Source organism: Agromyces sp. GL_144 (assembly GCF_057834305.1).
In genome coordinates this window covers 3,315,493-3,339,793 of sequence record NZ_CM174399.1, presented here as the reverse complement: position 1 = coordinate 3,339,793, position 24,301 = coordinate 3,315,493, and the positions used below count along the sequence as shown (strand labels likewise).

The following is a 24,301-nucleotide window of genomic DNA, read 5'->3' as shown; positions in this document are numbered from 1 at the left end:
CGCTCTCATTTGACCGGAACGTTACGCGGCATTACCATAGATCGGGTGTGCGCGCTTCGGCGTGCTCATTCAGGGCTGCCGCGCATCTTGCGGTCCGCCCCCACGGCATACCCACCACTGACATGATCACGCAGATCTGCGTGGTCGGTGGGTCGTGATGTGAATCCATCAACCGCTGTCACCGTGCAGCACCAACAAGGAGAAGCAGTGCCAACCATTCAGCAGTTGGTCCGCAAGGGTCGCTCGCCGAAGGTCACCAAGACCAAGGCTCCCGCCCTGAAGGCCAACCCCCAGCAGCGCGGCGTGTGCACGCGTGTGTACACCACCACCCCGAAGAAGCCGAACTCCGCGCTCCGCAAGGTCGCACGTGTGAAGCTCTCCAACGGCACCGAGGTCACCGCCTACATCCCCGGTGAGGGCCACAACCTGCAGGAGCACTCGATGGTGCTCGTGCGCGGCGGTCGTGTGAAGGACCTCCCGGGTGTCCGTTACAAGATCATCCGCGGCGCACTCGACACGCAGGCCGTGAAGAACCGCAAGCAGGCTCGCAGCCGCTACGGCGCGAAGATGGAGAAGAAGTAATGCCTCGCAAGGGACCCGCTCCGAAGCGCCCCGTCGTCGCAGACCCCGTCTACGGCTCGCCGGTCGTCAGCCAGCTCGTCAACAAGATCCTCGTCGACGGCAAGAAGGACCTCGCCCAGCGCATCGTCTACGAAGCGCTCGAGAACGTCGCGACGAAGTCCGGCCAGGACGCCGTCACCGTGCTGAAGAAGGCACTCGACAACGTCCGCCCCACCCTCGAGGTGCGTTCGCGCCGCGTCGGCGGTTCGACCTACCAGGTCCCCGTCGAGGTCAAGCCGCACCGCGCCAACACCCTCGCCCTCCGCTGGCTCACGAGCTACGCGAAGGCCCGTCGCGAGAAGACGATGACCGAGCGTCTCACCAACGAGATCCTCGACGCGTCCAACAGCCTCGGTGCAGCCGTCAAGCGTCGTGAAGACACGCACAAGATGGCCGAGTCGAACCGCGCATTCGCCCACTACCGCTGGTAGCAGGCCGAGCGGATGCCGCGGCCGCGCGTTGCGGCATCCGCTCTCCCTTCCCCTTCCCTTCCTGACTCTCCGGAGGAACCCCCGTGGCACAAGACGTGCTCACCGACCTGAACAAGGTCCGCAACATCGGCATCATGGCGCACATCGATGCCGGAAAGACCACCACGACCGAGCGCATCCTGTTCTACACGGGCGTCAACCACAAGATCGGTGAGACGCACGACGGTGCCTCGACCACCGACTGGATGGAGCAGGAGAAGGAGCGCGGCATCACGATCACGTCCGCCGCCGTGACCTGCTACTGGAACAAGAACCAGATCAACATCATCGACACCCCCGGCCACGTGGACTTCACGGTCGAGGTCGAGCGCTCGCTCCGCGTGCTCGACGGTGCCGTCGCCGTCTTCGACGGCAAGGAGGGCGTCGAGCCCCAGTCCGAGACCGTCTGGCGTCAGGCCGACAAGTACGAAGTGCCCCGCATCTGCTTCGTCAACAAGATGGACAAGCTGGGCGCCGACTTCTACTACACCGTCGACACCATCGTCAGCCGCCTGGGCGCCAAGCCGCTCGTGCTGCAGCTGCCGATCGGCGCCGAGTCGAGCTTCGAGGGTGTCGTCGACCTGGTCGAGATGCGCGCGCTCACGTGGCGCGGCGACGCCAAGGGTGACGTCGAGATGGGCGCCAAGTACGCCATCGAAGAGATCCCCGCCGACCTCGTCGAGAAGGCCGCCGAGTACCGCACCGCGCTGCTCGAGGCCGTCGCCGAGACGAGCGACGACCTCATGGAGAAGTACTTCGGCGGCGAAGAGCTGACCGTGGCCGAGATCAAGGCCGCGATCCGCAAGCTCACCGTCAACGGCGAGATCTACCCCGTGCTCTGCGGTTCGGCGTTCAAGAACCGCGGCGTGCAGCCGATGCTCGACGCCGTCATCGACTACCTCCCGTCGCCGCTCGACGTGCCCGCCATCGAGGCGCACGACGCTCGCGACGAGGAGAAGGTCGTCATGCGTCACGCCGACGCGACCGAGCCCTTCACCGCGCTCGCCTTCAAGGTCGCGGTGCACCCGTTCTTCGGTCGCCTCACCTACGTGCGCGTCTACTCCGGTCGCCTCGACAGCGGCGCCCAGATCATCAACTCGACCAAGGGCAAGAAGGAGCGCATCGGAAAGATCTTCCAGATGCACGCCAACAAGGAGATCCCGGTCGACTCGGTGACCGCCGGCAACATCTACGCCGTCATCGGTCTGAAGGACACGACGACCGGTGACACGCTGTGCGACCCGAACAACCAGGTCGTGCTCGAGTCGATGACCTTCCCCGAGCCCGTCATCGAGGTCGCCATCGAGCCGAAGACCAAGGCCGACCAGGAGAAGCTGGGCACCGCGATCCAGAAGCTCGCCGAAGAGGACCCGACGTTCCGCACCGAGCAGAACCAGGAGACCGGTCAGACGGTCATCAAGGGCATGGGCGAGCTGCACCTCGACATCCTCGTCGACCGCATGAAGCGCGAGTTCAACGTCGAGGCCAACGTCGGCAAGCCCCAGGTCGCGTACCGCGAGACCATCAAGCGCGCCGTCGAGAAGCACGACTACACGCACAAGAAGCAGACCGGTGGCTCGGGCCAGTTCGCGAAGATCCAGTTCGCGCTGGAGCCCATGGAGATCGAGGGCGACAAGACCTACGAGTTCGTGAACAAGGTCTCCGGTGGTCGCATTCCTCGCGAGTACATCCCCTCGATCGACGCCGGCTTCCAGGACGCCATGCAGTACGGCATCCTCGCCGGCTACCCGATGGTCGGCGTCAAGGCGTCGATCCTCGACGGTGCCGCGCACGACGTTGACTCTTCCGAGATGGCGTTCAAGATCGCCGGCTCCATGGGCTTCAAGGAAGCCGCTCGCAAGGCGAACCCCGTCCTGCTCGAACCGCTGATGAGCGTCGAAGTCCGTACTCCCGAGGAGTACATGGGCGATGTCATCGGCGACCTGAACTCGCGTCGCGGCCAGATCCAGTCCATGGAGGATGCCGCAGGCGTGAAGGTCGTGCGTGCGCACGTCCCGCTCTCGGAGATGTTCGGCTACATCGGTGACCTGCGGTCCAAGACCTCGGGCCGTGCGGTGTACTCGATGGAGTTCGAGAGCTACGCGGAGGTCCCGAAGGTCGTCGCCGACGAGATCGTCCAGAAGAACAAGGGCGAGTAGCCCTCCGACGCACGAGCCACCCGGTTCGCGTAACATATCTACAAACCCCGTAGACTGCCGGTCGCAATCCAGCGCCCGGAGGTTCTACACGAGTCCTGAGGAGGACCCACAGTGGCTAAGGCCAAGTTCGAGCGGACCAAGCCGCACGTCAACATCGGAACGATCGGTCACGTCGACCACGGCAAGACCACGCTCACCGCGGCGATCTCGAAGGTGCTTGCTGACAAGTACCCCTCGGCGACCAACGTTCAGCGCGACTTCGCGTCGATCGACTCGGCTCCCGAAGAGCGCCAGCGCGGCATCACGATCAACATCTCGCACGTCGAGTACGAGACGCCGAAGCGCCACTACGCGCACGTCGACGCCCCTGGTCACGCCGACTACATCAAGAACATGATCACCGGTGCGGCTCAGATGGACGGCGCGATCCTCGTGGTCGCCGCCACCGACGGCCCGATGGCTCAGACGCGTGAGCACGTGCTGCTCGCCAAGCAGGTCGGCGTGCCCTACCTGCTCGTCGCGCTGAACAAGTCCGACATGGTCGACGACGAGGAGATCCTCGAGCTCGTCGAGCTCGAGGTTCGCGAGCTGCTCTCGAGCCAGGGCTTCGACGGCGACAACGCTCCCGTCGTGCGCGTCTCGGGCCTCAAGGCTCTCGAGGGCGACGAGAAGTGGGCCGACTCGGTCCTCGAGCTCATGGCCGCCGTCGACGAGTCCGTGCCCGACCCGGTGCGCGACCGCGACAAGCCCTTCCTCATGCCGGTCGAAGACGTCTTCACGATCACCGGTCGTGGCACCGTCGTCACGGGCCGCGCCGAGCGTGGCACGCTGAAGATCAACTCCGAGGTCGAGATCGTCGGCATCCGCCCGACGCAGAAGACCACGGTCACGGGCATCGAGATGTTCCACAAGCAGCTCGACGAGGCCTGGGCCGGCGAGAACTGCGGTCTTCTCCTCCGTGGCACCAAGCGTGAAGACGTCGAGCGCGGCCAGGTCGTCGTCGCTCCCGGCTCGGTCACGCCGCACACGAACTTCGAGGGCACCGCGTACATCCTGTCCAAGGATGAGGGTGGGCGTCACAACCCGTTCTACGCGAACTACCGTCCGCAGTTCTACTTCCGCACCACCGACGTCACCGGCGTCATCACGCTGCCCGAGGGCACCGAGATGGTCATGCCCGGCGACACCACCGACATGACGGTCGAGCTCATCCAGCCGATCGCCATGGAGGAGGGCCTCGGCTTCGCCATCCGCGAGGGTGGCCGCACGGTCGGCGCCGGTACGGTCACGAAGGTCCTCAAGTAAGTCCTTCGCGATTGCGACCTTGAACGGGGTCGGGCCTTCGGGCCCGGCCCCGTTCTGTCGTTCCCGGCGCAGATCGGCTCCGCCGCCCATGGCGGCCACCCCCAGTGAGGGTTACGCTGCAGATGATGGCTAGCGACACGCTTGATCGCAGACCGACGACGATCCGGCCCGAGGTCCAAGCGCTCCGGGCCGTCGCCGTCGCGGCCGTCGTGCTCCATCACGGCTGGCCCGCCGTCGCACCGGCCGGCTACATGGGCGTCGACGTGTTCTTCGTGGTGTCGGGCTACCTCATCACGGCCCTCCTGCTCCGCGAGGTCGAGCGCACCGGACGCATCTCGCTCTCGGCGTTCTACGTGCGGAGGGCCAGGCGCATCCTGCCGGCGGCCATGGTCGTGCTCATGACGGTGTCGGTGCTCACCGTGTGGCTGGCGCCCTACCGCGACTGGAGCGCGTACTTCCGCGAGATCGTGGCGAGCGCCTTCTACGTCGAGAACTGGCGGCTCGCGATCGACTCCCAGACGCCCGCGTTCGCGGACCTCGAATCCACGCCCGTGCAGCACTTCTGGTCGCTCTCGGTCGAGGAGCAGTTCTACCTGGTCTGGCCCCTGCTCCTGCTGGCGGCGCTGCTGCTCGTGCGGCGGTCGGCACGCCGGGCGCAGGCGCAGTCGCAGGCACAGGCACAGGCGCAGCCGGTGGGGCGGTCGCAGTCGACAGGAGCCTCGGCACCGGCCGGCCCCGGTCGCCGGCCGTGGCGCATCCGCCCGGTGCTCGCCGTCGTGCTCGGCGCGACGACCGCGGCATCGTTCGCAGGGTCGCTGGCGCTCACGGCGCAGGACCACAACCTGGCGTACTTCTCGACGCTCACGCGCGGCTGGGAGTTCGGGGTCGGCGGCCTGCTGGCGCTCGTGGCGGGTTCGGCGAGGTTCGGCTCGATCGCCTCGGCCCCGAACCTCCGCGCGGCGGCGTCATGGGCGGGCCTCGCCCTGATCGTCGTGCCGGTCGTGACCTTCCATGACGTGGAGGCCTTCCCGGGCCTCTGGGTGCTCCTGCCCGTGGCGGGCACGCTCGCGATCATCTGGGCGGGCATGCCCGAACCGCGCTGGTCGCCGGCGGCGCTCGCGGGCCTGCGCCCGGTGCAGTGGCTCGGAGACGTCTCGTACTCGCTCTACCTCTGGCACTGGCCGATCTTCATGTTCACGCCGATGCTCCTCGGCATGCCGAGCCCGCCGTGGCTCATGGTGCTGCTCGTCGGCCTCTCGCTCGTCGTGTCGTGGGCGTCGAAGCGGTGGATCGAGGATCCGTTCCGTCGGCGCAGCGGCCCGGTGGGGTCGCACCCGCGCGTGATCGTGGCGGCGCTGGCGGCGGCGCTGGTCGGCGTGCTCGCGATCGGGTCGGTGGCGCCACAGGTGGCCGCCGAGCAGGTCTGCCAGTCGCGACGCGACGGCGAGTGAGCGAGCGGATGCCGCGGGGCGGGCATTCGCAGACCGTACACGGTCGCGGGGGACCCGGGGCGAGCGGATGCCGCGGGCAGGTCTCAGCCGTCGAGGTCGACGATCTCGCGCACGAGCTCGATGTCGTCCTCGACGCTGCGGGCCACCGTGCAGCTGCGCTCGATGGCGGCGTCGATGAGGCGCTCGAGCTTCGCGCGCGCCTCCTCGTCGAGGTCGCCGAGGGGGAGCAGCAGCTCCTCGACGATGCGGTCGTAGCGGTTGTCGGGCTCCGACGTGCCGTGCGCCCACACCGTGTACGAGACATCCGCCCCCAGGCGACGGGCGATGACCCGGTCGGCGCTCATGCCGGCGCATGCGGCGAGGGCGAGCTTCAGCAGCTCGCCTGGCGTGAAATGCCCTTCGGCCTCGGCATGGCCGATGCGGATCGTCGCGCCGCGCTCGTTGAGCCCCTCGAAGGTGCGATCCCCGGTGCGGGCGACCGAGACGCTGCCCGGCCCGATCCGGTCGCTGACGGCATGTGCGGGGGCGAGGTCTTCTCCGTCGGTGCTCATGCTCCGATTCCACCATGTCGCCCGTGTCCGCGCCGCTGCCGGTCGCGCGCGCCCGGAGGATTCTCAGGCCTGCATGGGAGGATCGGGGTACCGATCAGTCAGGAATCGGCACGCTGCGGCGGCCGGGAACGTGCGCGACACGCCCGGGTTGCAGCAATGTGCCGGATATGGCAAACTTGGTGAGTTCAACATTTCGAGCGCGCGCCACGGCATGCGCTCGAATCACTGCCAGGCAGTGCATAACCACCCGCGCACGGGCGAGATCGAAAGACACTCGTCATGGTGCGCCTGGGGTCAGGTTAGGCCGCGGGCAGCAGAACACGACTGAACCGAATCCCACATACACGCGCCTTGGGTACTCCATGTCTTCCGCCAGGACGACACGCCCGAGCGCGGGGGTCGGGGATCGGCTTGCGGGTCGGGCGTGCCGAGGTCACCGAGCAACGGTGGTTTCGACAGGCTCGATCACGGCCTTTGACAGAAGAACAGTGGTTGCTTCACCTGAAGTCGCTACGCGGCGTCCAATGCCCTCGGAAGGGGTACGACGCCTTGACAGAGAGAGAGTCCGAGATGGCGGGACAGAAGATCCGCATTCGACTGAAGTCGTATGACCACGAGGTCATCGACACCTCGGCGCGCAAGATCGTCGACACGGTGACCCGCGCGGGCGCCACGGTCGTCGGCCCCGTGCCGCTTCCGACCGAGAAGAACGTGGTGTGCGTCATCCGTTCGCCCCACAAGTACAAGGACAGCCGCGAGCACTTCGAGATGCGCACCCACAAGCGCCTCATCGACATCGTGGACCCGACGCCGAAGGCCGTCGACTCGCTCATGCGTCTCGACCTGCCTGCCGACGTCAACATCGAGATCAAGCTCTGAGGTAACAGATGTCTTCCGCTACCAAGAACGTGAAGGGTCTGCTCGGCACCAAGCTCGGCATGACCCAGGTGTGGGACGAGAACAACAAGCTCGTGCCCGTGACCGTCATCGAGATCGCCCCCAACGTGGTCACCCAGCTCCGCACCGTCGAGCGTGACGGCTACGAAGCGGTGCAGATCGCCGCAGGCGCCATCGACCCGCGCAAGGTCAACCAGCCCGCGACCGGCCACTTCGCCGCCGCAGGCGTGACCCCCCGCCGCCACCTGACCGAGGTCCGCACCGCGGACGCCGCGTCGTACTCCCTCGGCCAGGAGCTCCCCGTCGAGGGTGCCTTCGAGGCCGGCCAGCTCGTCGACGTCGTCGGCACGAGCAAGGGCAAGGGCTTCGCCGGTGTCATGAAGCGCCACAACTTCAAGGGCGTCTCCGCCTCGCACGGTTCGCACCGCAACCACCGCAAGCCCGGTTCCATCGGTGCCTCGTCGACGCCCAGCCGCGTCTTCAAGGGCATGCGCATGGCCGGCCGCATGGGTGGCGAGCGCGTGACCGTGCTCAACCTCCGCGTGCACGCCGTCGACGCCGAGAAGGGCCTGCTGCTCGTCAAGGGCGCCGTTCCCGGTGCGCGTGGCCGTCTCGTTTTCGTCCGCAACGCAGTGAAGGGGGCGTAGTCCATGGCTACCGCGACCAACACCATCGACACCCTCGACGTCACCGGCAAGAAGTCCGGCACCGTTGAGCTCCCCGCCGAGCTCTTCGACGTGCAGACCAACGTGCCGCTGATCCACCAGGTCGTCGTCGCCCAGCTCGCCGCCGCGCGTCAGGGCACCCACAAGACCAAGACCCGTGGTGAGGTCTCCGGCGCCGGCCGCAAGCCGTTCAAGCAGAAGGGCACCGGCCGCGCTCGTCAGGGCTCGATCCGCGCTCCTCAGATGACCGGTGGTGGCATCGTCCACGGCCCGCAGCCGCGTGACTACGCGCAGCGCACCCCCAAGAAGATGATCGCCGCTGCTCTGCTCGGCGCCCTCTCCGACCGCGCACGCGGCGGCCGCATCCACGCGGTCGACGGTTTCGTGGCCGGCGACGTCGCCAAGACGAAGGAAGCGCTCGCGCTCCTCACGTCGATCGCCCCGGCCAAGCGCCACCTCGTGGTGCTCGAGCGCGGCGATGAGCTCTCCGAGCGCGCCGTCCGCAACATCCCGACCGTGCACGTGCTGCCGGTCGACCAGCTGAACGCCTACGACGTGCTCGTCTCCGACGACATCGTCTTCAGCACCGCTGCGCTCGAGGCGTTCATCGCGTCGAAGACGGCGAAGAAGGAAGAAGAGGTCTCGGCATGAGCGCCGCACACAACAAGGACCCGCGCGACATCATCCTCGCGCCGGTCGTCTCGGAGAAGAGCTACGGCCTGATCGACGAGGGCAAGTACACGTTCACCGTGGACCCCCGCTCGAACAAGACCGAGATCAAGCTCGCCATCGAGAAGATCTTCAACGTCCAGGTGGCGTCGATCAACACCCTGAACCGTCAGGGCAAGACCCGTCGTACGCGTTTCGGCATGGGCAAGCGCAAGGACACCAAGCGCGCGATCGTCACCCTCAAGTCCGGCTCGATCGACATCTTCACGGCTGTCGGCTAAGGAGCAGAGGAAGAACATGGCTATTCGTAAGTACAAGCCCACGACCCCCGGTCGTCGCGGTTCGTCGGTCGCCGACTTCGCGGAGATCACGCGCTCGACGCCCGAGAAGTCGCTGCTCAAGCCGCTCTCCAAGACCGGTGGCCGCAACAACCAGGGTCGCATCACGACCCGTCACATCGGTGGTGGCCACAAGCGCCAGTACCGCGTGATCGACTTCCGTCGCAACGACAAGGACGGCGTGCCGGCCAAGGTCGCTCACATCGAGTACGACCCCAACCGCACCGCACGCATCGCGCTGCTGCACTTCGCAGACGGCACGAAGCGCTACATCCTCGCGCCGGCGAAGCTGTCGCAGGGCGACCCGATCGAGTCGGGCCCCAACGCCGACATCAAGCCGGGCAACAACCTGCCGCTGAAGAACATCCCCACCGGTACCGTGGTGCACGCCATCGAGCTGCGCCCCGGCGGCGGTGCCAAGATGGCACGCTCGGCCGGTGCATCCGTTCGCCTCGTGGCGAAGGACGGCCCGTACGCCCAGCTGCGTCTGCCCTCGGGCGAGATCCGCAACGTCGACGCGCGCTGCCGCGCGACGATCGGCGAGGTCGGCAACGCCGAGCAGTCGAACATCAACTGGGGCAAGGCCGGCCGCATGCGCTGGAAGGGCGTCCGCCCGACCGTGCGTGGCGTCGCCATGAACCCGGTCGACCACCCGCACGGTGGTGGCGAGGGCAAGACGTCCGGTGGACGTCACCCCGTCAGCCCCTGGGGCCAGAAGGAAGGCCGCACGCGCAAGCGCGACCTCCCCAGCGACAAGCTCATCGTTCGCCGCCGCAACGTCGGCAAGAAGCGCAAGTAGGAGTTGTAGAAGATGCCACGCAGTCTGAAGAAGGGCCCCTTCGTCGATGACCACCTGCTTCGCAAGGTGATCACGGCCAACGAGGCCAACAGCAAGAACGTCATCAAGACCTGGTCGCGCCGCTCGATGATCATCCCGGCAATGCTCGGGCACACGATCGCCGTGCACGACGGCCGCAAGCACATCCCGGTGTTCGTCACCGAGACCATGGTGGGTCACAAGCTCGGCGAGTTCGCCCCCACCCGCACCTTCCGTGGACACGTGAAGGACGACAAGAAGGGTCGCCGCCGCTGACGCGGGGGCGAAAAGGAGGAGAGAAATGGTGGAGTCGATCGCACGCGTGCGTCACATCCGCGTGACCCCCATGAAGGCCCGTCGCGTCGTCAACCTGATCCGCGGCAAGCAGGCACAGGAGGCACTCGCCATCCTGAAGTTCGCACCCCAGAGTGCGAGCGAGCCGGTGTACAAGCTCGTCGCCTCGGCCATCGCGAACGCTCGCGTCAAGGCCGATGCAACGAACACCTATCTGGACGAGCAGGACCTCTACATCAGCCGCGCATTCGTCGATGAGGGCACCACCCTCAAGCGATTCCAGCCGCGCGCGCAGGGTCGTGCCTTCCGCATCAACAAGCGAACGAGCCACATCACCGTCGTGCTCGCCACGCCCGAGGAGGGTACGAAGTAATGGGTCAGAAGGTAAACCCGTACGGCTTCCGTCTCGGCATCACCACCGACCATGTGTCGCGGTGGTTCTCCGACTCGACCAAGCCCGGACAGCGCTACGCCGACTACCTCGCCGAGGATGTCAAGATCCGTCGCCTGCTCCAGACGTCGCTCGACCGCGCGGGAGTCTCGCGCATCGAGATCGAGCGCACCCGTGACCGTGTGCGTGTGGACATCCACACCGCGCGTCCCGGCATCGTCATCGGCCGCCGCGGAGCCGAGGCCGAGCGCATCCGCGCCGACCTCGAGAAGCTCTCCGGCAAGCAGATCCAGCTCAACATCCTCGAGGTCAAGAACCCCGAGGCCGACGCCCAGCTCGTCGCCCAGGGCATCGCCGAGCAGCTCTCCGCACGTGTGGCCTTCCGCCGCGCGATGCGCAAGGGCCTGCAGGGCGCGCAGCGCGCCGGCGCCAAGGGCATCCGCATCCAGGTGTCGGGCCGCCTCGGCGGCGCCGAGATGAGCCGGTCGGAGTTCTACCGCGAAGGCCGTGTGCCCCTGCACACGCTCCGCGCGAACATCGACTACGGCTTCTACGAGGCCAAGACCACCTTCGGCCGCATCGGCGTGAAGGTCTGGATCTACAAGGGCGACATCACCAACAAGGAGCTCGCCCGTGAGCAGGCTTCGCAGAAGCCGTCGCGTGGCGACCGCAATGACCGTCCCCGCCGTGCGCCCAAGGCGCAGGAGCCGGTGGCAGCAGGAGTTGAGGCATAACCATGTTGATTCCCCGTCGAGTCAAGTACCGCAAGCAGCACCACCCCGGCCGTTCGGGCCAGGCCACCGGTGGCACCAAGGTGTCGTTCGGTGAGTACGGCATCCAGGCGCTGACGCCCGCTTACGTGACCAACCGTCAGATCGAGTCCGCTCGTATCGCCATGACGCGTCACATCAAGCGCGGCGGCAAGGTGTGGATCAACATCTACCCCGACCGTCCGCTCACGAAGAAGCCGGCCGAGACCCGCATGGGTTCCGGTAAGGGTTCGCCCGAGTGGTGGGTCGCCAACGTCAAGCCGGGTCGCGTCCTCTTCGAGGTCTCGGGTGTCGACGAGCAGCTCGCTCGCGAGGCCATGACCCGTGCCATCCACAAGCTGCCCCTCAAGGCACGCATCATCAAGCGCGAGGAGGGCGACGCATAATGTCCGTCGGAACGAAGGAGCTCGCCAGCACCGAGCTCGACACCTTTGAAGACGAGCGACTCGTCGAAGAGCTGAAGAAGGCCAAGGAAGAGCTGTTCAACCTGCGCTTCCAGTCGGCCACCGGCCAGCTCGAGAGCCACGGCCGCCTGCGCGCCGTCAAGCGCGACATCGCCCGCATCTACACGGTCATCCGTGAGCGCGAGCTCGGCATCCGTGCCACTCCCGCACCGGTCGAGGCTCCGGCCAAGGCTGAGAAGAAGACGAAGAAGGCCAAGGCCGAGGCAGCTGCCCCGGCCGAGGCCGAAGAGACGAAGGAGGCCTGATCATGGCTGAGACCAAGAAGGCTGCTGCAGCCGAGGTCGCCGAGTCGGCCGAACTCGTTCGCGGGTACCGCAAGGTTCGTCGTGGCTACGTCGTCAGCGACAAGATGGAGAAGACCATCGTCGTCGAGGTCGAAGACCGCGTGAAGCACCCGCTCTACGGCAAGGTCATTCGCCGCACCTCGAAGATCAAGGCCCACGACGAGGCGAACACCGCCGGCATCGGCGACCTCGTCGTGATCACCGAGACCCGTCCGCTCTCCGCCACGAAGCGCTGGCGCCTCGTCGAAATCGTCGAGAAGGCCAAGTAAGCCCTGGGCTTACTTGTTAGAAGGAGACAACAGTGCTTCAGCAGGAATCACGAGTCAAGGTCGCCGACAACACCGGCGCCAAGGAGCTGCTCACCATTCGTGTGCTCGGCGGGTCGAAGCGTCGCTACGCCGGCATCGGCGACACCATCGTCGCGACCGTCAAGGACGCGATCCCCGGCGGCAACGTCAAGAAGGGCGATGTGGTCAAGGCCGTCATCGTCCGCACCGTCAAGGAGACCCGTCGTCCCGACGGTTCGTACATCAAGTTCGATGAGAACGCCGCGGTGATCCTGAAGAACGACGGTGACCCTCGCGGCACCCGTATCTTCGGACCGGTCGGTCGCGAGCTTCGCGACAAGAAGTTCATGAAGATCATCTCGCTGGCACCGGAGGTTATCTAGTCATGGCCAACATCAAGAAGGGTGACCTCGTTCAGGTCATCTCGGGCCGCAGCCAGGCCCGCGGCGGAGACCGCGGCAAGCAGGGCAAGGTCATCGAGGTGCTCGTCGCCGAGAACCGCGTCGTCGTGCAGGGCGTGAACTTCGTCACCAAGCACGTGCGCGTCGGCCAGACGCAGCGCGGTTCGAAGACCGGCGGCATCGAGACCCACGAGGCGCCGATCCACGTGTCGAACGTGGCGCTCGTCGACCCCGACACGAAGAAGCCGACCCGCGTCGGCTTCCGCGAAGAGCAGATCACGAAGGACGGCGTCACCAAGACGGTCCGCGTTCGTTACGCAAAGAAGTCAGGCAAGGACATCTGATGACCGACACGGCTACGCAGGCTGGCAAAATCCAGCCGCGACTGAAGACCAAGTACCGGGACGAGATCTCGAAGACCCTCACCGAGGCGCACGGCTACACCAACGTGCACCAGGTGCCGGGTCTCGTGAAGATCGTCGTGAACATGGGTGTCGGCGAGGCCGCCCGCGATGGCAAGGTCATCGACGGCGCGATCGCCGATCTCACCAAGATCACCGGTCAGAAGCCGCAGGTCACCAAGGCACGCAAGTCCATCGCGCAGTTCAAGCTGCGCGAGGGCCAGCCCATCGGCGCGCACGTCACCCTCCGTGGCGACCGCATGTGGGAGTTCCTCGACCGCCTGCTCTCGCTCGCACTGCCCCGCATCCGCGACTTCCGCGGTCTGTCCGACGCGCAGTTCGACGGCACCGGCAACTACACCTTCGGTCTCACGGAGCAGTCCGTGTTCCACGAGATCGACCAGGACAAGATCGACCGCGTTCGCGGCATGGACATCACCGTGGTGACGACTGCCAAGAACGACGACGAGGGTCGCGCGCTGCTCAAGGCGCTCGGCTTCCCGTTCAAGGCCGCTGTCGAGTCCAAGTGAACCTCGGATGCCGCGGGGCCAGCCCCGCGGCATCCGACCCCGGTCCCGACATCCGTCTGGACCAACCACCACAGGTCACCACTCGTGTAACGGGTGTTGAAACCTGGTGAACGTTAGGAAACATCTGTCATGACGATGACCGACCCGGTCGCAGACATGCTGACCCGCCTTCGCAACGCGAACTCGGCGCACCACGATTCCGTGAAGATGCCGAACTCGAAGCTGAAGTCGCACATCGCCGAGATCCTCACCAAAGAGGGCTACATCGCCGGCTTCGAGGTGACCGACGCCCGCGTCGGCAAGGACCTCACGCTGACCCTCAAGTTCGGCCCGAACCGCGAGCGTTCGATCGCGGGCATCAAGCGCGTCTCGAAGCCCGGCCTCCGCGTCTACGCGAAGTCGACCGAGATCCCCAAGGTGCTCGGCGGCCTCGGCGTCGCGATCCTGTCCACCTCCAGCGGTCTTCTGACCGACCGCCAGGCCGAGAAGAAGGGCGTGGGTGGGGAAGTCCTCGCCTACGTGTGGTAGTTCCATGTCACGAATCGGACGACTCCCCATCGACATCCCCGCGGGTGTCGAGGTCAAGATCGACGGCTCGGCCGTCTCCGTCAAGGGCCCCAAGGGCGAGCTCGCGCTCGTCATCGCATCGCCCATCGAGGCCAAGGTCGAGGAGAACCAGGTTCTCGTCACCCGCCCCGACGACGAGCGCGCCTCGCGTTCGCTGCACGGCCTCACCCGCACGCTGATCGCGAACCAGATCATCGGCGTCACCGAGGGCTACACCAAGGGCCTCGAGATCGTCGGCACGGGTTACCGCGTCGCGCAGAAGGGCTCGTCGCTCGAGCTCGCACTCGGCTTCTCGCACCCCGTCGTCGTCGACGCCCCGACCGGCATCACGCTGACCGTCGAGGGCAACAACAAGATCACGGTCGCCGGCATCGACAAGCAGGCCGTCGGCGAGACCGCTGCGAACATCCGCAAGATCAAGAAGCCCGAGCCCTACAAGGGCAAGGGCATCCGCTACGCCGGCGAGGTCGTGCGTCGCAAGGCCGGAAAGTCAGGTAAGTAATCATGGCTGTGAAGACCAAGACGGCTGCGCGTTCGCGCCGCCACACCCGCCTTCGCAAGAAGGTCGTCGGCACCGAGCTGCGCCCGCGCCTCGTCGTCACCCGTTCGGCCCGGCACGTGTTCGTGCAGGTCGTCGACGACAGCAAGGGCCTGACCGTCGCCAGCGCCTCGACCATGGAGGCAGACCTCCGTGCGTTCGACGGTGACAAGACCGCCAAGGCCAAGAAGGTCGGCGAGCTCGTCGCAGAGCGCGCGAAGGAGGCCGGCATCGAGTCGGTCGTCTTCGACCGCGGCGGCAACAAGTACGCCGGTCGTGTCGCAGCGATCGCCGATGGAGCGCGAGAGGCAGGGCTCAACCTGTGAGTGAGAACACTGTTAAGGAGACCGAGGTGACTGCAGAGGCACCCGTCGAGACGGCCGCAGCCTCTGAGCCGGCTCGCAACGAGCGCGACAACCGCCGTGGCGGCGGTCGCGACCGCAACCAGGGTGGCCGCGACCGCGGTGGCCGCGACGCCGAGAAGAGCCAGTTCCTCGAGCGTGTCGTGACCATCAACCGCGTGTCGAAGGTCGTCAAGGGCGGCCGTCGCTTCAGCTTCACGGCGCTCGTCGTCGTGGGTGACGGCAACGGACTCGTCGGCGTCGGCTACGGCAAGGCCCGCGAGGTCCCGACCGCGATCTCGAAGGGCGTCGAGGAGGCGAAGAAGAACTTCTTCCGCGTGCCTCGCGTCGGCTCGACCATCCCGCACCCCGTGCAGGGTGAGGCGGCCGCCGGTGTCGTCCTCCTGCGTCCGGCCTCGCCCGGTACCGGTGTCATCGCCGGTGGTCCGGTGCGCGCCGTCCTCGAGTGCGCGGGCATCCACGACGTGCTGTCGAAGTCGCTCGGCTCGTCGAACACGATCAACATCGTGCACGCAACCGTCGAGTCGCTGAAGCAGCTCGAAGAGCCGCGCGCCGTCGCCGCCCGTCGTGGTCTCGACTACGACCAGGTCGCACCGGCCCGTCTGCTGCGTGCCGAGGCCCAGGCGGCCGAGGCCGCCGCAGCAGCGAAGGCAGGTGCCTGATGGCCAAGCAGCTCAAGGTGACCCAGATCAAGTCCAAGGTGAGCGAGAAGCAGTACCAGCGTGACACGCTGCGCAGCCTCGGGCTCAAGCGAATCGGCCAGTCGGTCGTGCGTGAGGACAACCCGCAGAACCGCGGGTACGTCAACACCGTCGCTCACCTCGTGAAGGTTGAGGAGATTGACTAATGGCTGACGAGAAGATCGACGCCACCGCAGAAGCCCCCAAGAAGGCTCCCGCGAAGAAGGCCGCCGACAAGCCGGCCGCCGAGAAGAAGGCCGCCCCCAAGGCGACCGCAGCCAAGAAGGCGCCGGCCAAGGCCGCCGCTGCGAAGGCCGACGACGCAGCTGCCGAGAAGGCTCCTGCCAAGAAGGCCCCCGCGAAGAAGGCGGCCCCGAAGGCCGATGTCGCCGAGAAGCGCGAGCCCGTGCTCAAGGTGCACCACCTTCGTCCGGCCCCCGGTGCCAAGAAGGACAAGACCCGCGTCGGACGCGGTGAGGGTTCCAAGGGCAAGACCGCCGGTCGCGGCACCAAGGGTTCGAAGGCCCGCAACAACATCCGCCCCGGTTTCGAGGGTGGCCAGCTTCCGTACCACATGCGTGCACCGAAGCTGCGCGGCTTCAAGAACCCGTTCCGCGTGGAGTACCAGGTCGTGAACCTGGACAAGCTCGCCGAGCTCTACCCGAAGGGCGGCGACGTCACCATCGCCGACCTCGTCGAGAAGGGTGCCGTTCGCAAGAACGAGCGCGTCAAGGTTCTCGGCAACGGCGACCTCCAGGTCAAGCTCAATGTCGCGGTCGACAAGGTCTCCGGCTCCGCAGAGCAGAAGATCGTCGCCGCCGGCGGTTCGGTCAAGTAGACCAAAGCACGACAATCGGTTCGAGCCTGTCGGGACCTCGCGTATGATTCACGGGGGTCTCGACAGGCTCGAGCCATATTTGGACTGACTCCACGACGGAGCAACAGGAGGACGAGTGTTCAACGCCATCGGGCGGATCTTCCGCACGCCGGATCTACGCCGCAAGCTCGGGTTCACGCTGGGCATCGTGGCCCTGTTCCGGCTCGGATCGTTCATTCCCGCCCCGTTCGTGGACTTCGGCAACGTGCAGGCGTGTCTCGCCGCCAGCCAGACCACGACGGGCCTCTACGAGCTCGTCAACCTCTTCTCCGGCGGAGCCCTGCTCCAGCTGTCGATCTTCGCGCTGGGCATCATGCCGTACATCACGGCGTCGATCATCGTGCAGCTGCTGCGCGTGGTGATCCCCCACTTCGAGACCCTCTACAAGGAGGGCCAGGCCGGCCAGGGCCGCCTGACGCAGTACACCCGGTACCTCACCATCGCCCTCGGCGTGCTGCAGTCCACCACGCTCATCACGGTCGCCCGCTCCGGCGCGCTGTTCCCCTCGAGCGACCCGTCGTGCTCGCAGCTGATCACGAACGACGCCTGGTACGCGATCCTGCTCATGGTCATCACCATGACCGCCGGCACCGGCCTCATCATGTGGATGGGCGAGCTCATCACCGAGCGCGGCATCGGCAACGGCATGTCGCTGCTGATCTTCACCTCGATCGCCTCGAGCTTCCCCGGCTCGCTCTGGTCGATCGCCCAGGCCCGCGGCCTCGACACGTTCTTCGTGGTGCTCGCCGTCGGATTGCTGGTGGTCGTCGCGGTCGTGTTCGTCGAGCAGTCGCAGCGACGTGTGCCCGTGCAGTACGCCAAGCGCATGGTCGGGCGACGCACGTACGGCGGCAACAACACGTACATCCCGATCAAGGTCAACATGGCCGGCGTGGTGCCCGTCATCTTCGCCTCGTCGCTGCTGTACCTGCCGGCGCTCATCGCGCAGTTCAACCAGCCGGCCGCCGGCGAGGAGCCGCAGGCGTGGGTCGTGTGGATCACGAACTACCTGACCAAGGGCGACCACCCGCTCTACATGCTCCTGTACTTCCTGCTCATCGTCGGGTTCACGTACTTCTACGTCGCGATCACGTTCAACCCCGACGAGGTCGCCGAGAACATGAAGAAGTACGGCGGCTTCATCCCCGGCATCCGCGCCGGTCGCCCCACGGCCGAGTACCTCGACTACGTGCTCACGCGCATCACGCTGCCGGGTTCGCTCTACCTCGGCCTGATCGCCCTGCTGCCGCTCATCGCGCTGTCGGCGTTCGGCGCCAACCAGAACTTCCCGTTCGGCGGCGCCTCGATCCTGATCATCGTGGGCGTCGGCCTCGAGACGGTGAAGCAGATCGACGCGCAGTTGCAGCAGCGTCACTACGAGGGGCTCCTGCGATGACGGCGGCGCCCGCCACCGGTTCGGCGCGGTTCCTCATCGTCGGCCCGCAGGGCTCCGGCAAGGGCACGCAGGGCGTGCTCGTCGCAGAGGCCTTCGGCGTGCCCCAGGTCGCCACCGGCGACATCTTCCGCGCGAACGTCGCGGGCGGCACCGAGCTCGGCAAGCGCGTGCAAGCGATCATCGAGGCGGGCGACCTCGTGCCCGACGAGCTGCACGAGCGAGCTCGTGCGCGATCGCCTCGAGCAGGCCGATGCCGCGCACGGGTTCCTCCTCGACGGATACCCCCGCAACCGCGGCCAGGTCGACGACCTCGGCGCGTTCCTCGCGGGTCGCGGCGAGGCGCTCGACGCCGTCATCGAGCTCGAGGTGCCTCGGCAGGAGAGCATCGCGCGCCTGCGCGATCGCGCCGTGCAGCAGGGACGCACCGACGACACCGAAGAGGTCATCGCCAATCGCCTCGCGATCTACGAGCGCGAGACGGCCCCGATCCTCGAGGTGTACCGCGAGCAGGGCCTCGTCGTGAAGATCGACGGCGTCGGCACGCTCGACGAGGTCACGCAGCGCATCTTCGATGCGCTCGCGAGCCGCGGCCTGGTCGCCGGCGCCGCAGCCTGACCCGCGTGTTCCGCCGGTCGATCTACAAGTCGCCCGCCGAGTTGCGCGCCATGCGCGCGGCCGGCGAGGCGACGGCCGCGGCGCTCGCGGCGGCGCGACAGCTCATCGTGCCGGGTTCGACCGGACTCGAGCTCGACGCGGCGGCCGAGCGGGCGATCATCGACCGGGGCGGGCGATCGAACTTCAAGCTCGAACCCGGCTACCGGCACACGCTCTGCGTCTCGGTCGACGACGACGTGGTGCACGGCATCCCCGGAGACCGGCCGTTCCGGCCGGGTGACATCGTCTCGGTCGACGGCGGCGCCGAGGTCGACGGCTGGAACGGCGACGCCGCGTTCACGACCGTGATCCCAGACCCCGAGCGACCAGACGTGGTCGCCGCGCGCACGAGGCTCAGCCAGGTCACCGAGGGTGCGCTGTGGCACGGCATCGCGGCCCTCGCGAGCGTGCGGCGACTCAACGAGGTCGGGTTCGCGATCGAGGAGTTCGTCGAGGGCGAGGGCGAGTACGGCATCCTCACCGACTACGTGGGCCACGGCATCGGCCGATCGATGCACGAGGAGCCCCCGGTGTTCAACTACCGCGTCGACCGTCGCGGGCCCGTCGTGCGGCCCGGACTCGTAGTCGCGATCGAGCCGATGATCGTCGCGGGGTCCATCGAGACCTTCATCCGCGACGACGGCTGGACGGTGACCACCTCCGACGGCGCCGATGCCGCGCACTGGGAGCACTCGATCGCCGTGCACGCCGACGGCATCTGGGTGCTCACCGCCGAGGACGGCGGGGCGGCGGGGCTCGCCCCGTTCGGCGTCGTGCCCGTGCCGATCGCCTGAGCCGACCAGAGGCAGCCCCGGGGCATCCGCGCGGCCCCACCAGACGTCCGCGGGTCTGCGGCAACCGATCGCAGGCGTCAGCCGTCGGGCTCCATGAGCCGGGACAGCTCGGCGAGCAGCCCCTGGTAGTCCGTCGCGCCGCGCACGAGCCGCTGCACGTTCTCGCGCTCCGAGAACGTCTCGACGAACTGGTCGAAGACGTCCTGGAACTCGGCGCGCCCGGCCTCGGAGAAGGCGATGAGCGCCACGACGTCCACGCGCGCGCCGTCCCACTCGATCGGCACGTCGTCGATGGCGATCGCGATGGCCGTGTGCTTGGCCGTCATGGTCATCGCGTGCGGCACGGCGAGGTGCTCGGTGAAGGCGGTCGAGGACATGCGCTCGCGTTCGAGGGCGCTGTCGAGGTAGGCGTGATCGATGACGCCCGCCGCCATCATCCGCTCGCCGAGCATGGTGATCAGGCCCTCGCGGTCGTATCCGCGCATGCCGCGGACGAAGAGGTCGGGCGAGATGTAGCGCGAGAGGGCCGCCGCGAGCCTGGCATGGCGGCGGGCACGGCGGATGCGCGAGACCTCGGTCCGCACGCGGGCGAGGTCGGCATCCGTCGGGAACGGCGAGATGCGCACGAGATGCTCGACGGGCGTGGAGGGCTCGATCACCGAGACGATGAGTTCCGCGCGGATCGAGGCCCAGTCCACGTCGGCGCGGTCGATGAGCTCCACGAGTTCGATGTCGGACCCGAACTCGCCGCGGATCCGCTCCGCGAGCGCCGTGTGCACGTCGTGATAGGCGGGCGCGACGACCGTCACGCGCACGCGCTCGAGCGCCGCACGACGCTGTTCGAGGTAGGCGCCGACGTGCATCGCGATGTAGGCGATCTCGTCCTCGTCGACCACGATGCCCTCACTGCGCGCGAGCTCGCTCGCGATGTAGACCGCGAGGTCGTACGTGAGCGGATACGCCGACTTGATCGTCGCCGCGAGCGGGTTGCGCGATCGGCGCTGCTCGCTCGCACGCACGACGAGATTGTCGACGTGCAGCGCCAGCCGCTCGATGAAGTCGTCGTCGTCGAGCTCGATGAGGTACTCGTCGGCCGCATGCGAAACGATCGCCTGCACGAGTCCGGCGCGGCTCGACGCCGGCGTGGCGCGGCCCGGCGCGGCGACGCGGGTGGCGGCGCGGGTGCCGAGCAGGCGTGCGAGGTGGGCGAGCTCGGCGTCGCCGATGGCGCGCCCGAAATGCGCCCGGATGAGGGTGTCGAGCAGGTCCTCGAGACGCGGCGAGTCGTGACCTGACGCGTCGGATGTCGCAGCGGGCACGCCCGCGTCGTCGATGGGGTGATCGTGCTCGGCGCGGTCGATCGCGATCGCGATGTGCAGCAGCACGTCGGCGAGGCCGTACTCGTTGGGGGCGTAGCCGGCCTCGGCGAGGCGTTCGACGAGCTCCTCGCGGAACTGCGGCAGCTGCGGGACCTCCGCGCGAAGACGGTCGAACGCGTCGCGCCCGCGCGCGGACTCCTCGCGGAAGAGCGTTCCGAGCAGCCGTCGACGTGCCGACTCGGGTCCCGTCATGGTGACGACCGGCCCCCGGCGGGCGAGACCGAGGCCCGTGCCCTCGAGGCGTGAGCGGATGCGGCGCAGGTCGGCCTCGACGGTCGCCTCGCTCACGTGCAGGCGCTCGGCCGTCTCGTAGACGTCGAGTCCATGATCGGCATCGATGAGCGAGCGGATGAGTCCGGTCGCGCGCGCGACCGGCGAGGTCTCCGGCGGCCGTGGCGTGCCGCGGGCGGCCCAGGCCGCGCGGTCCAGCCGGTACCCATGCGGGCCCGAGACGACGATCGCGGCACCGCCGGCGTTCGCACGCGCGACGTAGCTGCGGACGGAGCGGGGCGTGACCTCGAGCCGGGCGGCGAGGTCGGCGGCCGTCCTCCAGCCGCCGTCGTCGGCGAGGATCTCGACGAGGCGCTCCTGCTTGTCGGCCACCACTGCTCCCGGATCGCTGCCCGGGCCACGCGACGCCGGGCGGTGCAGCCAGTCAACCACTCGTCGTCGCCCGGTGCGGCCGATCGCACCGGATCTTCCTGGAGGGCGGAAGCCGATCTACTGGAGCCGCACGAGGCAGGGGGAGCAGAATCGAGGCAATCGGTCGAGACCTCGACCGACACGATCGAAGACGACCGGACCGCCGGCGGCGAGGAGGCAGCTGATGCGCATCATCGTCGTGTGCGGTGCCGGTGCCTCGAGCACGTTCGTCGCCCAGCGCATCCGTCGGGCGGCGGCATCCAGGGGGCTCGACGTGCAGGCGGCGGCGTCGAGCGCATCGGGTCTGCCCGATGCGCTTCCGGGCGCGGACGTGCTGCTCGTCGGCGAGCACCTCGCCGGGCAGCTGACCGTCCTGCGGGAGCGTGCGATCGCGGCATCCGTGCCGATCGCCGTGCTGCCCGCCGGCGCCTCGAGCGCCGCCGACGGCGAGGCGGCACTCGACCTGGCCCTCGCGACCGCGGGGACGCACAACGACCACCACGCGCCGCAGGGCGGCTCCCGGGCGCGTGACCGGGGGGATACGGTGAACACGGGAGCCGACATCGGCGATGGGGGCACGGAACATGGTTGAACGCACGGTACGCATCGGATCGACGCACGGGCTGCACGCCCGCCCGGCCAAGCTCTTCACGCAGGCCGCGGCCGCGTCGGGGGCCGCCGTCACGCTCAGCAAGTCGGGCGGCAAGGCGGTCAACGCGGCGAGCATCCTCGCGGTCATCTCGCAGGGCATCGACCACGGCGACGAGGTGACGCTGAGCGTCGAGGGCGGCGACGAGCAGGCCGTGCTCGACGAGCTCGTCGAACTGCTCCTGACCGATCACGACGAGTAGCACCCGGGTGCGCCCGGGCAACCACGAGAAGGGGCGTGTGATGCAGATCACGGGAACGGGCATCGGCCAGGGGGTCGCTGTGGGGCCGGTCGCGCGCATGGCCGAGCGGCTTCCGGAGCCCGTCGACCGTCCGAGCCACCTCGACGCGAAGCTCGAGGGGGAGCGGGCGAAGGCGTCGATGTCGGTCGTCGCGGCCGAGCTCAACAGCCGCGGCGCGAAGGCGGGCGGAGCCGCCCAGGACGTGCTCGAGGCCCAGGCGATGATCGCCGAGGACCCGAGCCTCGTCGACGAGGTGACGACCCTGCTGGAGCAGGGCAAGACCGCCGAGCGTGCGGTGTTCGAGGCGTTCGCGGCGTACCGCGACCTGCTCGCCGGCATGGGCGGGTACATGGGGGAGCGCGCCGCCGACCTCGACGACATCTCGCAGCGCGTCATCGCCCACCTGCTGAAGCTCCCCGCGCCGGGGGTGCCCGATCCGGGGCATCCGTTCGTGCTCGTCGCCCGTGATCTCGCGCCGGCCGACACGGCCACGCTCGACCTCGACAAGGTGCTCGGCCTCGTGACCGTCGACGGGGGGCCGACCTCGCACACCGCGATCCTCGCCCGGGAGAAGTCGATCGTCGCGATCGTGGGGGCAGCGGATGCCGCGGGGCTGGCCGACGGCGACACGGTGATCGTCGACGCGGCCGACGGACTCGTCGTCTCCGACCCGTCCTCCGACGAGGTCGCCGCGGCGAACGCCCGCATCGCCGAGCGCGCCGCGCTCGAGGCCGCGCCGGTCACCCCCGGCGCCCTCGCCGACGGCACGCCGGTGCCGCTGCTCGCGAACCTCGGGTCGGCCGAGGGGGCCGCCGAGGCGCTGCGCCTCGGCGCCGAGGGCGTCGGGCTGTTCCGCACCGAGTTCCTGTTCCTCGACGCCGACACGGCGCCGAGCATCGCCGACCAGCGCGCGCAGTACACGAAGCTGCTGACCGCCTTCGCGGGCCGCAAGGTCGTCGTGCGCGTGCTCGATGCCGGAGCCGACAAGCCGCTCTCGTTCCTGAACGACGCGCCGGAGGAGAACCCGGCGCTCGGGCTCAGGGGCATCCGCGCGCTGCGGCACTCCGAGGCGATCCTGCGCGAGCAGTTGACGGCGCTCGCCGCCGCGGATGCCGCGACCGAGGCCGAGCTCTGGGTCATGGCGCCCATGGTCGCGACCGTCGAGGAGACGCGCTACTTCACCGCGCTCGCGAAGGAGCTCGGCATCAGGGTCGCCGGCGTCATGGTCGAGACCCCGTCGGCGGCGCTCATCGCCGACCGCGTGCTCGCCGCCTGCGACTTCGCGTCGATCGGCACGAACGACCTCACGCAGTACACGATGGCCGCCGACCGGTTGCTCGGCACCGTCGCGACCCTGCAGAACCCCTGGCACCCGGCCGTCCTGCGACTCATCGCGGACGTGGGCCGCGCCGGGGCCGAATCCGGCAAGCCGGTCGGCATCTGCGGCGAGGCCGCCGCCGATCCGCTGCTCGCCGTCGTGCTCGTGGGCCTCGGCGCCACGAGCCTGTCGATGTCGCCATCGGCACTCGCAGATGTCCGCGCCTCCCTCGCGCGGTACAGCCCCGACGACGCGAAGGCGCTCGCCGAGGCAGCCCTGGCCGCTGAGGGAGCGGCCGAAGCCCGAGCGGCGGCGCAGTCCGTCGCATCCGAGATCACCACGGCGCGCGAAGCCGCGTCGTGAACAGCAGAGAGGCACCACAATGACAACGACGTCTGCCGGCGCGAAGCGGCCAGGGGGAGCCCGTGTCGCCGTCCAG

The 24,301-nt window shown here is 68.1% G+C and carries 32 protein-coding genes and 1 pseudogene; 31 read left to right on the top strand and 2 right to left on the bottom strand.

Translation table 11 applies throughout. From position 1 onward, the window contains the following. Positions 1-207 precede the first annotated feature (207 nt). The 5 genes from rpsL (at position 208) to AC3IPY_RS15355 (ending at position 6,006) form a co-directional block, all read left to right on the top strand. Positions 208-582: a 30S ribosomal protein S12 gene (gene rpsL, locus AC3IPY_RS15375; protein ID WP_022889720.1), complete on the top strand. Its 375-nt coding sequence runs from the start codon at positions 208-210 to the stop codon at positions 580-582. Next, positions 582-1,052: a 30S ribosomal protein S7 gene (rpsG, locus tag AC3IPY_RS15370; protein ID WP_055860217.1), complete on the top strand. Its 471-nt coding sequence runs from the start codon at positions 582-584 to the stop codon at positions 1,050-1,052. Before rpsL ends, rpsG begins: the two co-directional genes overlap by 1 nt. An 83-nt stretch (positions 1,053-1,135) precedes the next feature. Then, positions 1,136-3,250 carry an elongation factor G gene (gene fusA, locus AC3IPY_RS15365; RefSeq protein WP_489185134.1) on the top strand — a complete coding sequence of 705 codons (2,115 nt, stop codon included), beginning with the start codon at positions 1,136-1,138 and terminating at the stop codon, positions 3,248-3,250. Positions 3,251-3,361: 111 nt separating this feature from the next. Further along, positions 3,362-4,555, top strand: coding sequence for an elongation factor Tu (tuf, locus tag AC3IPY_RS15360; RefSeq protein WP_489185133.1), 1,194 nt, complete (start codon positions 3,362-3,364; stop codon positions 4,553-4,555). Between the two features lie 125 nt (positions 4,556-4,680). Continuing rightward, a complete protein-coding gene (locus AC3IPY_RS15355; protein WP_489185132.1) occupies positions 4,681-6,006 on the top strand; it encodes an acyltransferase family protein in 1,326 nt (441 codons plus the stop codon). A gap of 83 nt (positions 6,007-6,089) precedes the next feature. Here the strand turns inward: AC3IPY_RS15355 and AC3IPY_RS15350 are convergent, their stop codons facing one another. Beyond that, entirely contained in the window at positions 6,090-6,557 is a 468-nt protein-coding gene (locus tag AC3IPY_RS15350) for an OsmC family protein (RefSeq protein WP_489185131.1), read from the bottom strand. Positions 6,558-7,127: 570 nt separating this feature from the next. On the opposite strand from AC3IPY_RS15350, the gene rpsJ reads away from it, so the two are divergent. The 23 genes and pseudogenes from rpsJ (at position 7,128) to map (ending at position 19,633) form a co-directional block, all read left to right on the top strand. Continuing rightward, complete coding sequence (gene rpsJ, locus AC3IPY_RS15345; RefSeq protein WP_017201594.1) at positions 7,128-7,436, top strand: 30S ribosomal protein S10; 309 nt, start codon at positions 7,128-7,130, stop codon at positions 7,434-7,436. An 8-nt stretch (positions 7,437-7,444) separates the two neighbouring features. Then, positions 7,445-8,101: a 50S ribosomal protein L3 gene (rplC, locus tag AC3IPY_RS15340; protein ID WP_156999946.1), complete on the top strand. Its 657-nt coding sequence runs from the start codon at positions 7,445-7,447 to the stop codon at positions 8,099-8,101. Between the two features lie 3 nt (positions 8,102-8,104). Next, the gene (gene rplD / locus AC3IPY_RS15335) at positions 8,105-8,770 is read left to right on the top strand and encodes a 50S ribosomal protein L4 (protein ID WP_489185130.1); all 666 of its coding nucleotides are present in this window, start codon (positions 8,105-8,107) and stop codon (positions 8,768-8,770) included. Next, positions 8,767-9,069, top strand: a complete 303-nt coding sequence (gene rplW / locus AC3IPY_RS15330) for a 50S ribosomal protein L23 (RefSeq protein WP_156999948.1) — start codon at positions 8,767-8,769, stop codon at positions 9,067-9,069. The genes rplD and rplW overlap by 4 nt, the downstream gene beginning before the upstream one ends. Positions 9,070-9,085: 16 nt before the next feature. After that, positions 9,086-9,925 carry a 50S ribosomal protein L2 gene (gene rplB, locus AC3IPY_RS15325; RefSeq protein ID WP_489185129.1) on the top strand — a complete coding sequence of 280 codons (840 nt, stop codon included), beginning with the start codon at positions 9,086-9,088 and terminating at the stop codon, positions 9,923-9,925. Positions 9,926-9,937: 12 nt separating this feature from the next. After that, positions 9,938-10,219 (top strand): 30S ribosomal protein S19, encoded by a 282-nt coding sequence (gene rpsS, locus AC3IPY_RS15320; protein WP_022893878.1) that lies wholly within the window; start codon positions 9,938-9,940, stop codon positions 10,217-10,219. Positions 10,220-10,244: 25 nt separating this feature from the next. Further along, the gene (gene rplV, locus AC3IPY_RS15315) at positions 10,245-10,610 is read left to right on the top strand and encodes a 50S ribosomal protein L22 (protein WP_055860181.1); all 366 of its coding nucleotides are present in this window, start codon (positions 10,245-10,247) and stop codon (positions 10,608-10,610) included. Continuing rightward, positions 10,610-11,362: a 30S ribosomal protein S3 gene (gene rpsC, locus AC3IPY_RS15310; protein WP_156999950.1), complete on the top strand. Its 753-nt coding sequence runs from the start codon at positions 10,610-10,612 to the stop codon at positions 11,360-11,362. Before rplV ends, rpsC begins: the two co-directional genes overlap by 1 nt. Before the next feature lie 2 nt (positions 11,363-11,364). Next, entirely contained in the window at positions 11,365-11,784 is a 420-nt protein-coding gene (gene rplP, locus AC3IPY_RS15305) for a 50S ribosomal protein L16 (protein WP_344295774.1), read from the top strand. Further along, complete coding sequence (rpmC, locus tag AC3IPY_RS15300; protein ID WP_489185128.1) at positions 11,784-12,107, top strand: 50S ribosomal protein L29; 324 nt, start codon at positions 11,784-11,786, stop codon at positions 12,105-12,107. Before rplP ends, rpmC begins: the two co-directional genes overlap by 1 nt. Positions 12,108-12,109: 2 nt before the next feature. After that, positions 12,110-12,415 carry a 30S ribosomal protein S17 gene (gene rpsQ / locus AC3IPY_RS15295; protein WP_489185127.1) on the top strand — a complete coding sequence of 102 codons (306 nt, stop codon included), beginning with the start codon at positions 12,110-12,112 and terminating at the stop codon, positions 12,413-12,415. Positions 12,416-12,447: 32 nt separating this feature from the next. Next, positions 12,448-12,816 (top strand): 50S ribosomal protein L14, encoded by a 369-nt coding sequence (gene rplN, locus AC3IPY_RS15290; protein ID WP_489185126.1) that lies wholly within the window; start codon positions 12,448-12,450, stop codon positions 12,814-12,816. 2 nt (positions 12,817-12,818) lie between these two features. After that, on the top strand, positions 12,819-13,178 hold the full coding sequence (gene rplX, locus AC3IPY_RS15285; protein WP_489185125.1) for a 50S ribosomal protein L24: 360 nt from the start codon (positions 12,819-12,821) through the stop codon (positions 13,176-13,178). Then, positions 13,178-13,765 carry a 50S ribosomal protein L5 gene (gene rplE, locus AC3IPY_RS15280; protein ID WP_489185124.1) on the top strand — a complete coding sequence of 196 codons (588 nt, stop codon included), beginning with the start codon at positions 13,178-13,180 and terminating at the stop codon, positions 13,763-13,765. Before rplX ends, rplE begins: the two co-directional genes overlap by 1 nt. A gap of 129 nt (positions 13,766-13,894) precedes the next feature. Continuing rightward, positions 13,895-14,293 (top strand): 30S ribosomal protein S8, encoded by a 399-nt coding sequence (rpsH, locus tag AC3IPY_RS15275; RefSeq protein ID WP_489185123.1) that lies wholly within the window; start codon positions 13,895-13,897, stop codon positions 14,291-14,293. 4 nt (positions 14,294-14,297) lie between these two features. Then, the gene (gene rplF / locus AC3IPY_RS15270) at positions 14,298-14,834 is read left to right on the top strand and encodes a 50S ribosomal protein L6 (protein ID WP_489185122.1); all 537 of its coding nucleotides are present in this window, start codon (positions 14,298-14,300) and stop codon (positions 14,832-14,834) included. 2 nt (positions 14,835-14,836) lie between these two features. Beyond that, positions 14,837-15,196 carry a 50S ribosomal protein L18 gene (gene rplR / locus AC3IPY_RS15265; protein WP_489185121.1) on the top strand — a complete coding sequence of 120 codons (360 nt, stop codon included), beginning with the start codon at positions 14,837-14,839 and terminating at the stop codon, positions 15,194-15,196. Between the two features lie 26 nt (positions 15,197-15,222). Beyond that, complete coding sequence (gene rpsE, locus AC3IPY_RS15260; RefSeq protein ID WP_372493386.1) at positions 15,223-15,894, top strand: 30S ribosomal protein S5; 672 nt, start codon at positions 15,223-15,225, stop codon at positions 15,892-15,894. Continuing rightward, the gene (gene rpmD, locus AC3IPY_RS15255) at positions 15,894-16,079 is read left to right on the top strand and encodes a 50S ribosomal protein L30 (RefSeq protein WP_055860148.1); all 186 of its coding nucleotides are present in this window, start codon (positions 15,894-15,896) and stop codon (positions 16,077-16,079) included. The genes rpsE and rpmD overlap by 1 nt, the downstream gene beginning before the upstream one ends. After that, a complete protein-coding gene (gene rplO / locus AC3IPY_RS15250) occupies positions 16,079-16,750 on the top strand; it encodes a 50S ribosomal protein L15 (RefSeq protein WP_489185120.1) in 672 nt (223 codons plus the stop codon). Before rpmD ends, rplO begins: the two co-directional genes overlap by 1 nt. A gap of 115 nt (positions 16,751-16,865) precedes the next feature. Next, positions 16,866-18,185 (top strand): preprotein translocase subunit SecY, encoded by a 1,320-nt coding sequence (gene secY, locus AC3IPY_RS15245; protein WP_489185119.1) that lies wholly within the window; start codon positions 16,866-16,868, stop codon positions 18,183-18,185. After that, positions 18,182-18,800: pseudogene (locus AC3IPY_RS15240) on the top strand (adenylate kinase). Before secY ends, AC3IPY_RS15240 begins: the two are co-directional and overlap by 4 nt. A 50-nt stretch (positions 18,801-18,850) precedes the next feature. Continuing rightward, positions 18,851-19,633 (top strand): type I methionyl aminopeptidase, encoded by a 783-nt coding sequence (gene map / locus AC3IPY_RS15235; RefSeq protein ID WP_489188344.1) that lies wholly within the window; start codon positions 18,851-18,853, stop codon positions 19,631-19,633. Between the two features lie 77 nt (positions 19,634-19,710). Here map and AC3IPY_RS15230 read toward each other — a convergent pair whose 3' ends face one another. Next, positions 19,711-21,615 carry a BglG family transcription antiterminator gene (locus tag AC3IPY_RS15230; RefSeq protein WP_489185118.1) on the bottom strand — a complete coding sequence of 635 codons (1,905 nt, stop codon included), beginning with the start codon at positions 21,613-21,615 and terminating at the stop codon, positions 19,711-19,713. Between the two features lie 223 nt (positions 21,616-21,838). Here AC3IPY_RS15230 and AC3IPY_RS15225 point away from each other — a divergent pair, with 223 nt between their 5' ends. The 3 genes from AC3IPY_RS15225 to ptsP are packed head-to-tail and all read left to right on the top strand — an operon-like array spanning position 21,839 to position 24,225. Continuing rightward, a complete protein-coding gene (locus AC3IPY_RS15225; RefSeq protein ID WP_489185117.1) occupies positions 21,839-22,246 on the top strand; it encodes a PTS sugar transporter subunit IIB in 408 nt (135 codons plus the stop codon). After that, entirely contained in the window at positions 22,239-22,505 is a 267-nt protein-coding gene (locus AC3IPY_RS15220) for an HPr family phosphocarrier protein (protein ID WP_489185116.1), read from the top strand. Before AC3IPY_RS15225 ends, AC3IPY_RS15220 begins: the two co-directional genes overlap by 8 nt. A 40-nt stretch (positions 22,506-22,545) precedes the next feature. Beyond that, on the top strand, positions 22,546-24,225 hold the full coding sequence (ptsP, locus tag AC3IPY_RS15215) for a phosphoenolpyruvate--protein phosphotransferase (RefSeq protein ID WP_489185115.1): 1,680 nt from the start codon (positions 22,546-22,548) through the stop codon (positions 24,223-24,225). Positions 24,226-24,301 lie beyond the last annotated feature (76 nt).

What these genes read in the sequence shown, in the direction of transcription:
- rplF (WP_489185122.1), top strand. Translation starts at nt 14,298, where the DNA reads ATGTCACGAATCGGACGACTCCCCATCGACATCCCCGCGGGTGTCGAG.
- AC3IPY_RS15350 (WP_489185131.1), bottom strand. Translation starts at nt 6,557, where the DNA reads ATGAGCACCGACGGAGAAGACCTCGCCCCCGCACATGCCGTCAGCGAC.
- rplB (WP_489185129.1), top strand. Translation starts at nt 9,086, where the DNA reads ATGGCTATTCGTAAGTACAAGCCCACGACCCCCGGTCGTCGCGGTTCG.
- rplV (WP_055860181.1), top strand. Translation starts at nt 10,245, where the DNA reads ATGGTGGAGTCGATCGCACGCGTGCGTCACATCCGCGTGACCCCCATG.
- rpsS (WP_022893878.1), top strand. Translation starts at nt 9,938, where the DNA reads ATGCCACGCAGTCTGAAGAAGGGCCCCTTCGTCGATGACCACCTGCTT.
- rpsJ (WP_017201594.1), top strand. Translation starts at nt 7,128, where the DNA reads ATGGCGGGACAGAAGATCCGCATTCGACTGAAGTCGTATGACCACGAG.
- rplW (WP_156999948.1), top strand. Translation starts at nt 8,767, where the DNA reads ATGAGCGCCGCACACAACAAGGACCCGCGCGACATCATCCTCGCGCCG.
- AC3IPY_RS15355 (WP_489185132.1), top strand. Translation starts at nt 4,681, where the DNA reads ATGGCTAGCGACACGCTTGATCGCAGACCGACGACGATCCGGCCCGAG.
- rpmC (WP_489185128.1), top strand. Translation starts at nt 11,784, where the DNA reads ATGTCCGTCGGAACGAAGGAGCTCGCCAGCACCGAGCTCGACACCTTT.
- rplX (WP_489185125.1), top strand. Translation starts at nt 12,819, where the DNA reads ATGGCCAACATCAAGAAGGGTGACCTCGTTCAGGTCATCTCGGGCCGC.
- rplD (WP_489185130.1), top strand. Translation starts at nt 8,105, where the DNA reads ATGGCTACCGCGACCAACACCATCGACACCCTCGACGTCACCGGCAAG.
- rpsC (WP_156999950.1), top strand. Translation starts at nt 10,610, where the DNA reads ATGGGTCAGAAGGTAAACCCGTACGGCTTCCGTCTCGGCATCACCACC.
- AC3IPY_RS15225 (WP_489185117.1), top strand. Translation starts at nt 21,839, where the DNA reads ATGCGCATCATCGTCGTGTGCGGTGCCGGTGCCTCGAGCACGTTCGTC.
- ptsP (WP_489185115.1), top strand. Translation starts at nt 22,546, where the DNA reads ATGCAGATCACGGGAACGGGCATCGGCCAGGGGGTCGCTGTGGGGCCG.
- rplC (WP_156999946.1), top strand. Translation starts at nt 7,445, where the DNA reads ATGTCTTCCGCTACCAAGAACGTGAAGGGTCTGCTCGGCACCAAGCTC.
- rplO (WP_489185120.1), top strand. Translation starts at nt 16,079, where the DNA reads ATGGCTGACGAGAAGATCGACGCCACCGCAGAAGCCCCCAAGAAGGCT.
- rpsH (WP_489185123.1), top strand. Translation starts at nt 13,895, where the DNA reads ATGACGATGACCGACCCGGTCGCAGACATGCTGACCCGCCTTCGCAAC.
- rplE (WP_489185124.1), top strand. Translation starts at nt 13,178, where the DNA reads ATGACCGACACGGCTACGCAGGCTGGCAAAATCCAGCCGCGACTGAAG.
- rpsG (WP_055860217.1), top strand. Translation starts at nt 582, where the DNA reads ATGCCTCGCAAGGGACCCGCTCCGAAGCGCCCCGTCGTCGCAGACCCC.
- AC3IPY_RS15220 (WP_489185116.1), top strand. Translation starts at nt 22,239, where the DNA reads ATGGTTGAACGCACGGTACGCATCGGATCGACGCACGGGCTGCACGCC.
- rpsQ (WP_489185127.1), top strand. Translation starts at nt 12,110, where the DNA reads ATGGCTGAGACCAAGAAGGCTGCTGCAGCCGAGGTCGCCGAGTCGGCC.
- rpmD (WP_055860148.1), top strand. Translation starts at nt 15,894, where the DNA reads ATGGCCAAGCAGCTCAAGGTGACCCAGATCAAGTCCAAGGTGAGCGAG.
- rplP (WP_344295774.1), top strand. Translation starts at nt 11,365, where the DNA reads ATGTTGATTCCCCGTCGAGTCAAGTACCGCAAGCAGCACCACCCCGGC.
- map (WP_489188344.1), top strand. Translation starts at nt 18,851, where the DNA reads ATGCGCGCGGCCGGCGAGGCGACGGCCGCGGCGCTCGCGGCGGCGCGA.
- rplR (WP_489185121.1), top strand. Translation starts at nt 14,837, where the DNA reads ATGGCTGTGAAGACCAAGACGGCTGCGCGTTCGCGCCGCCACACCCGC.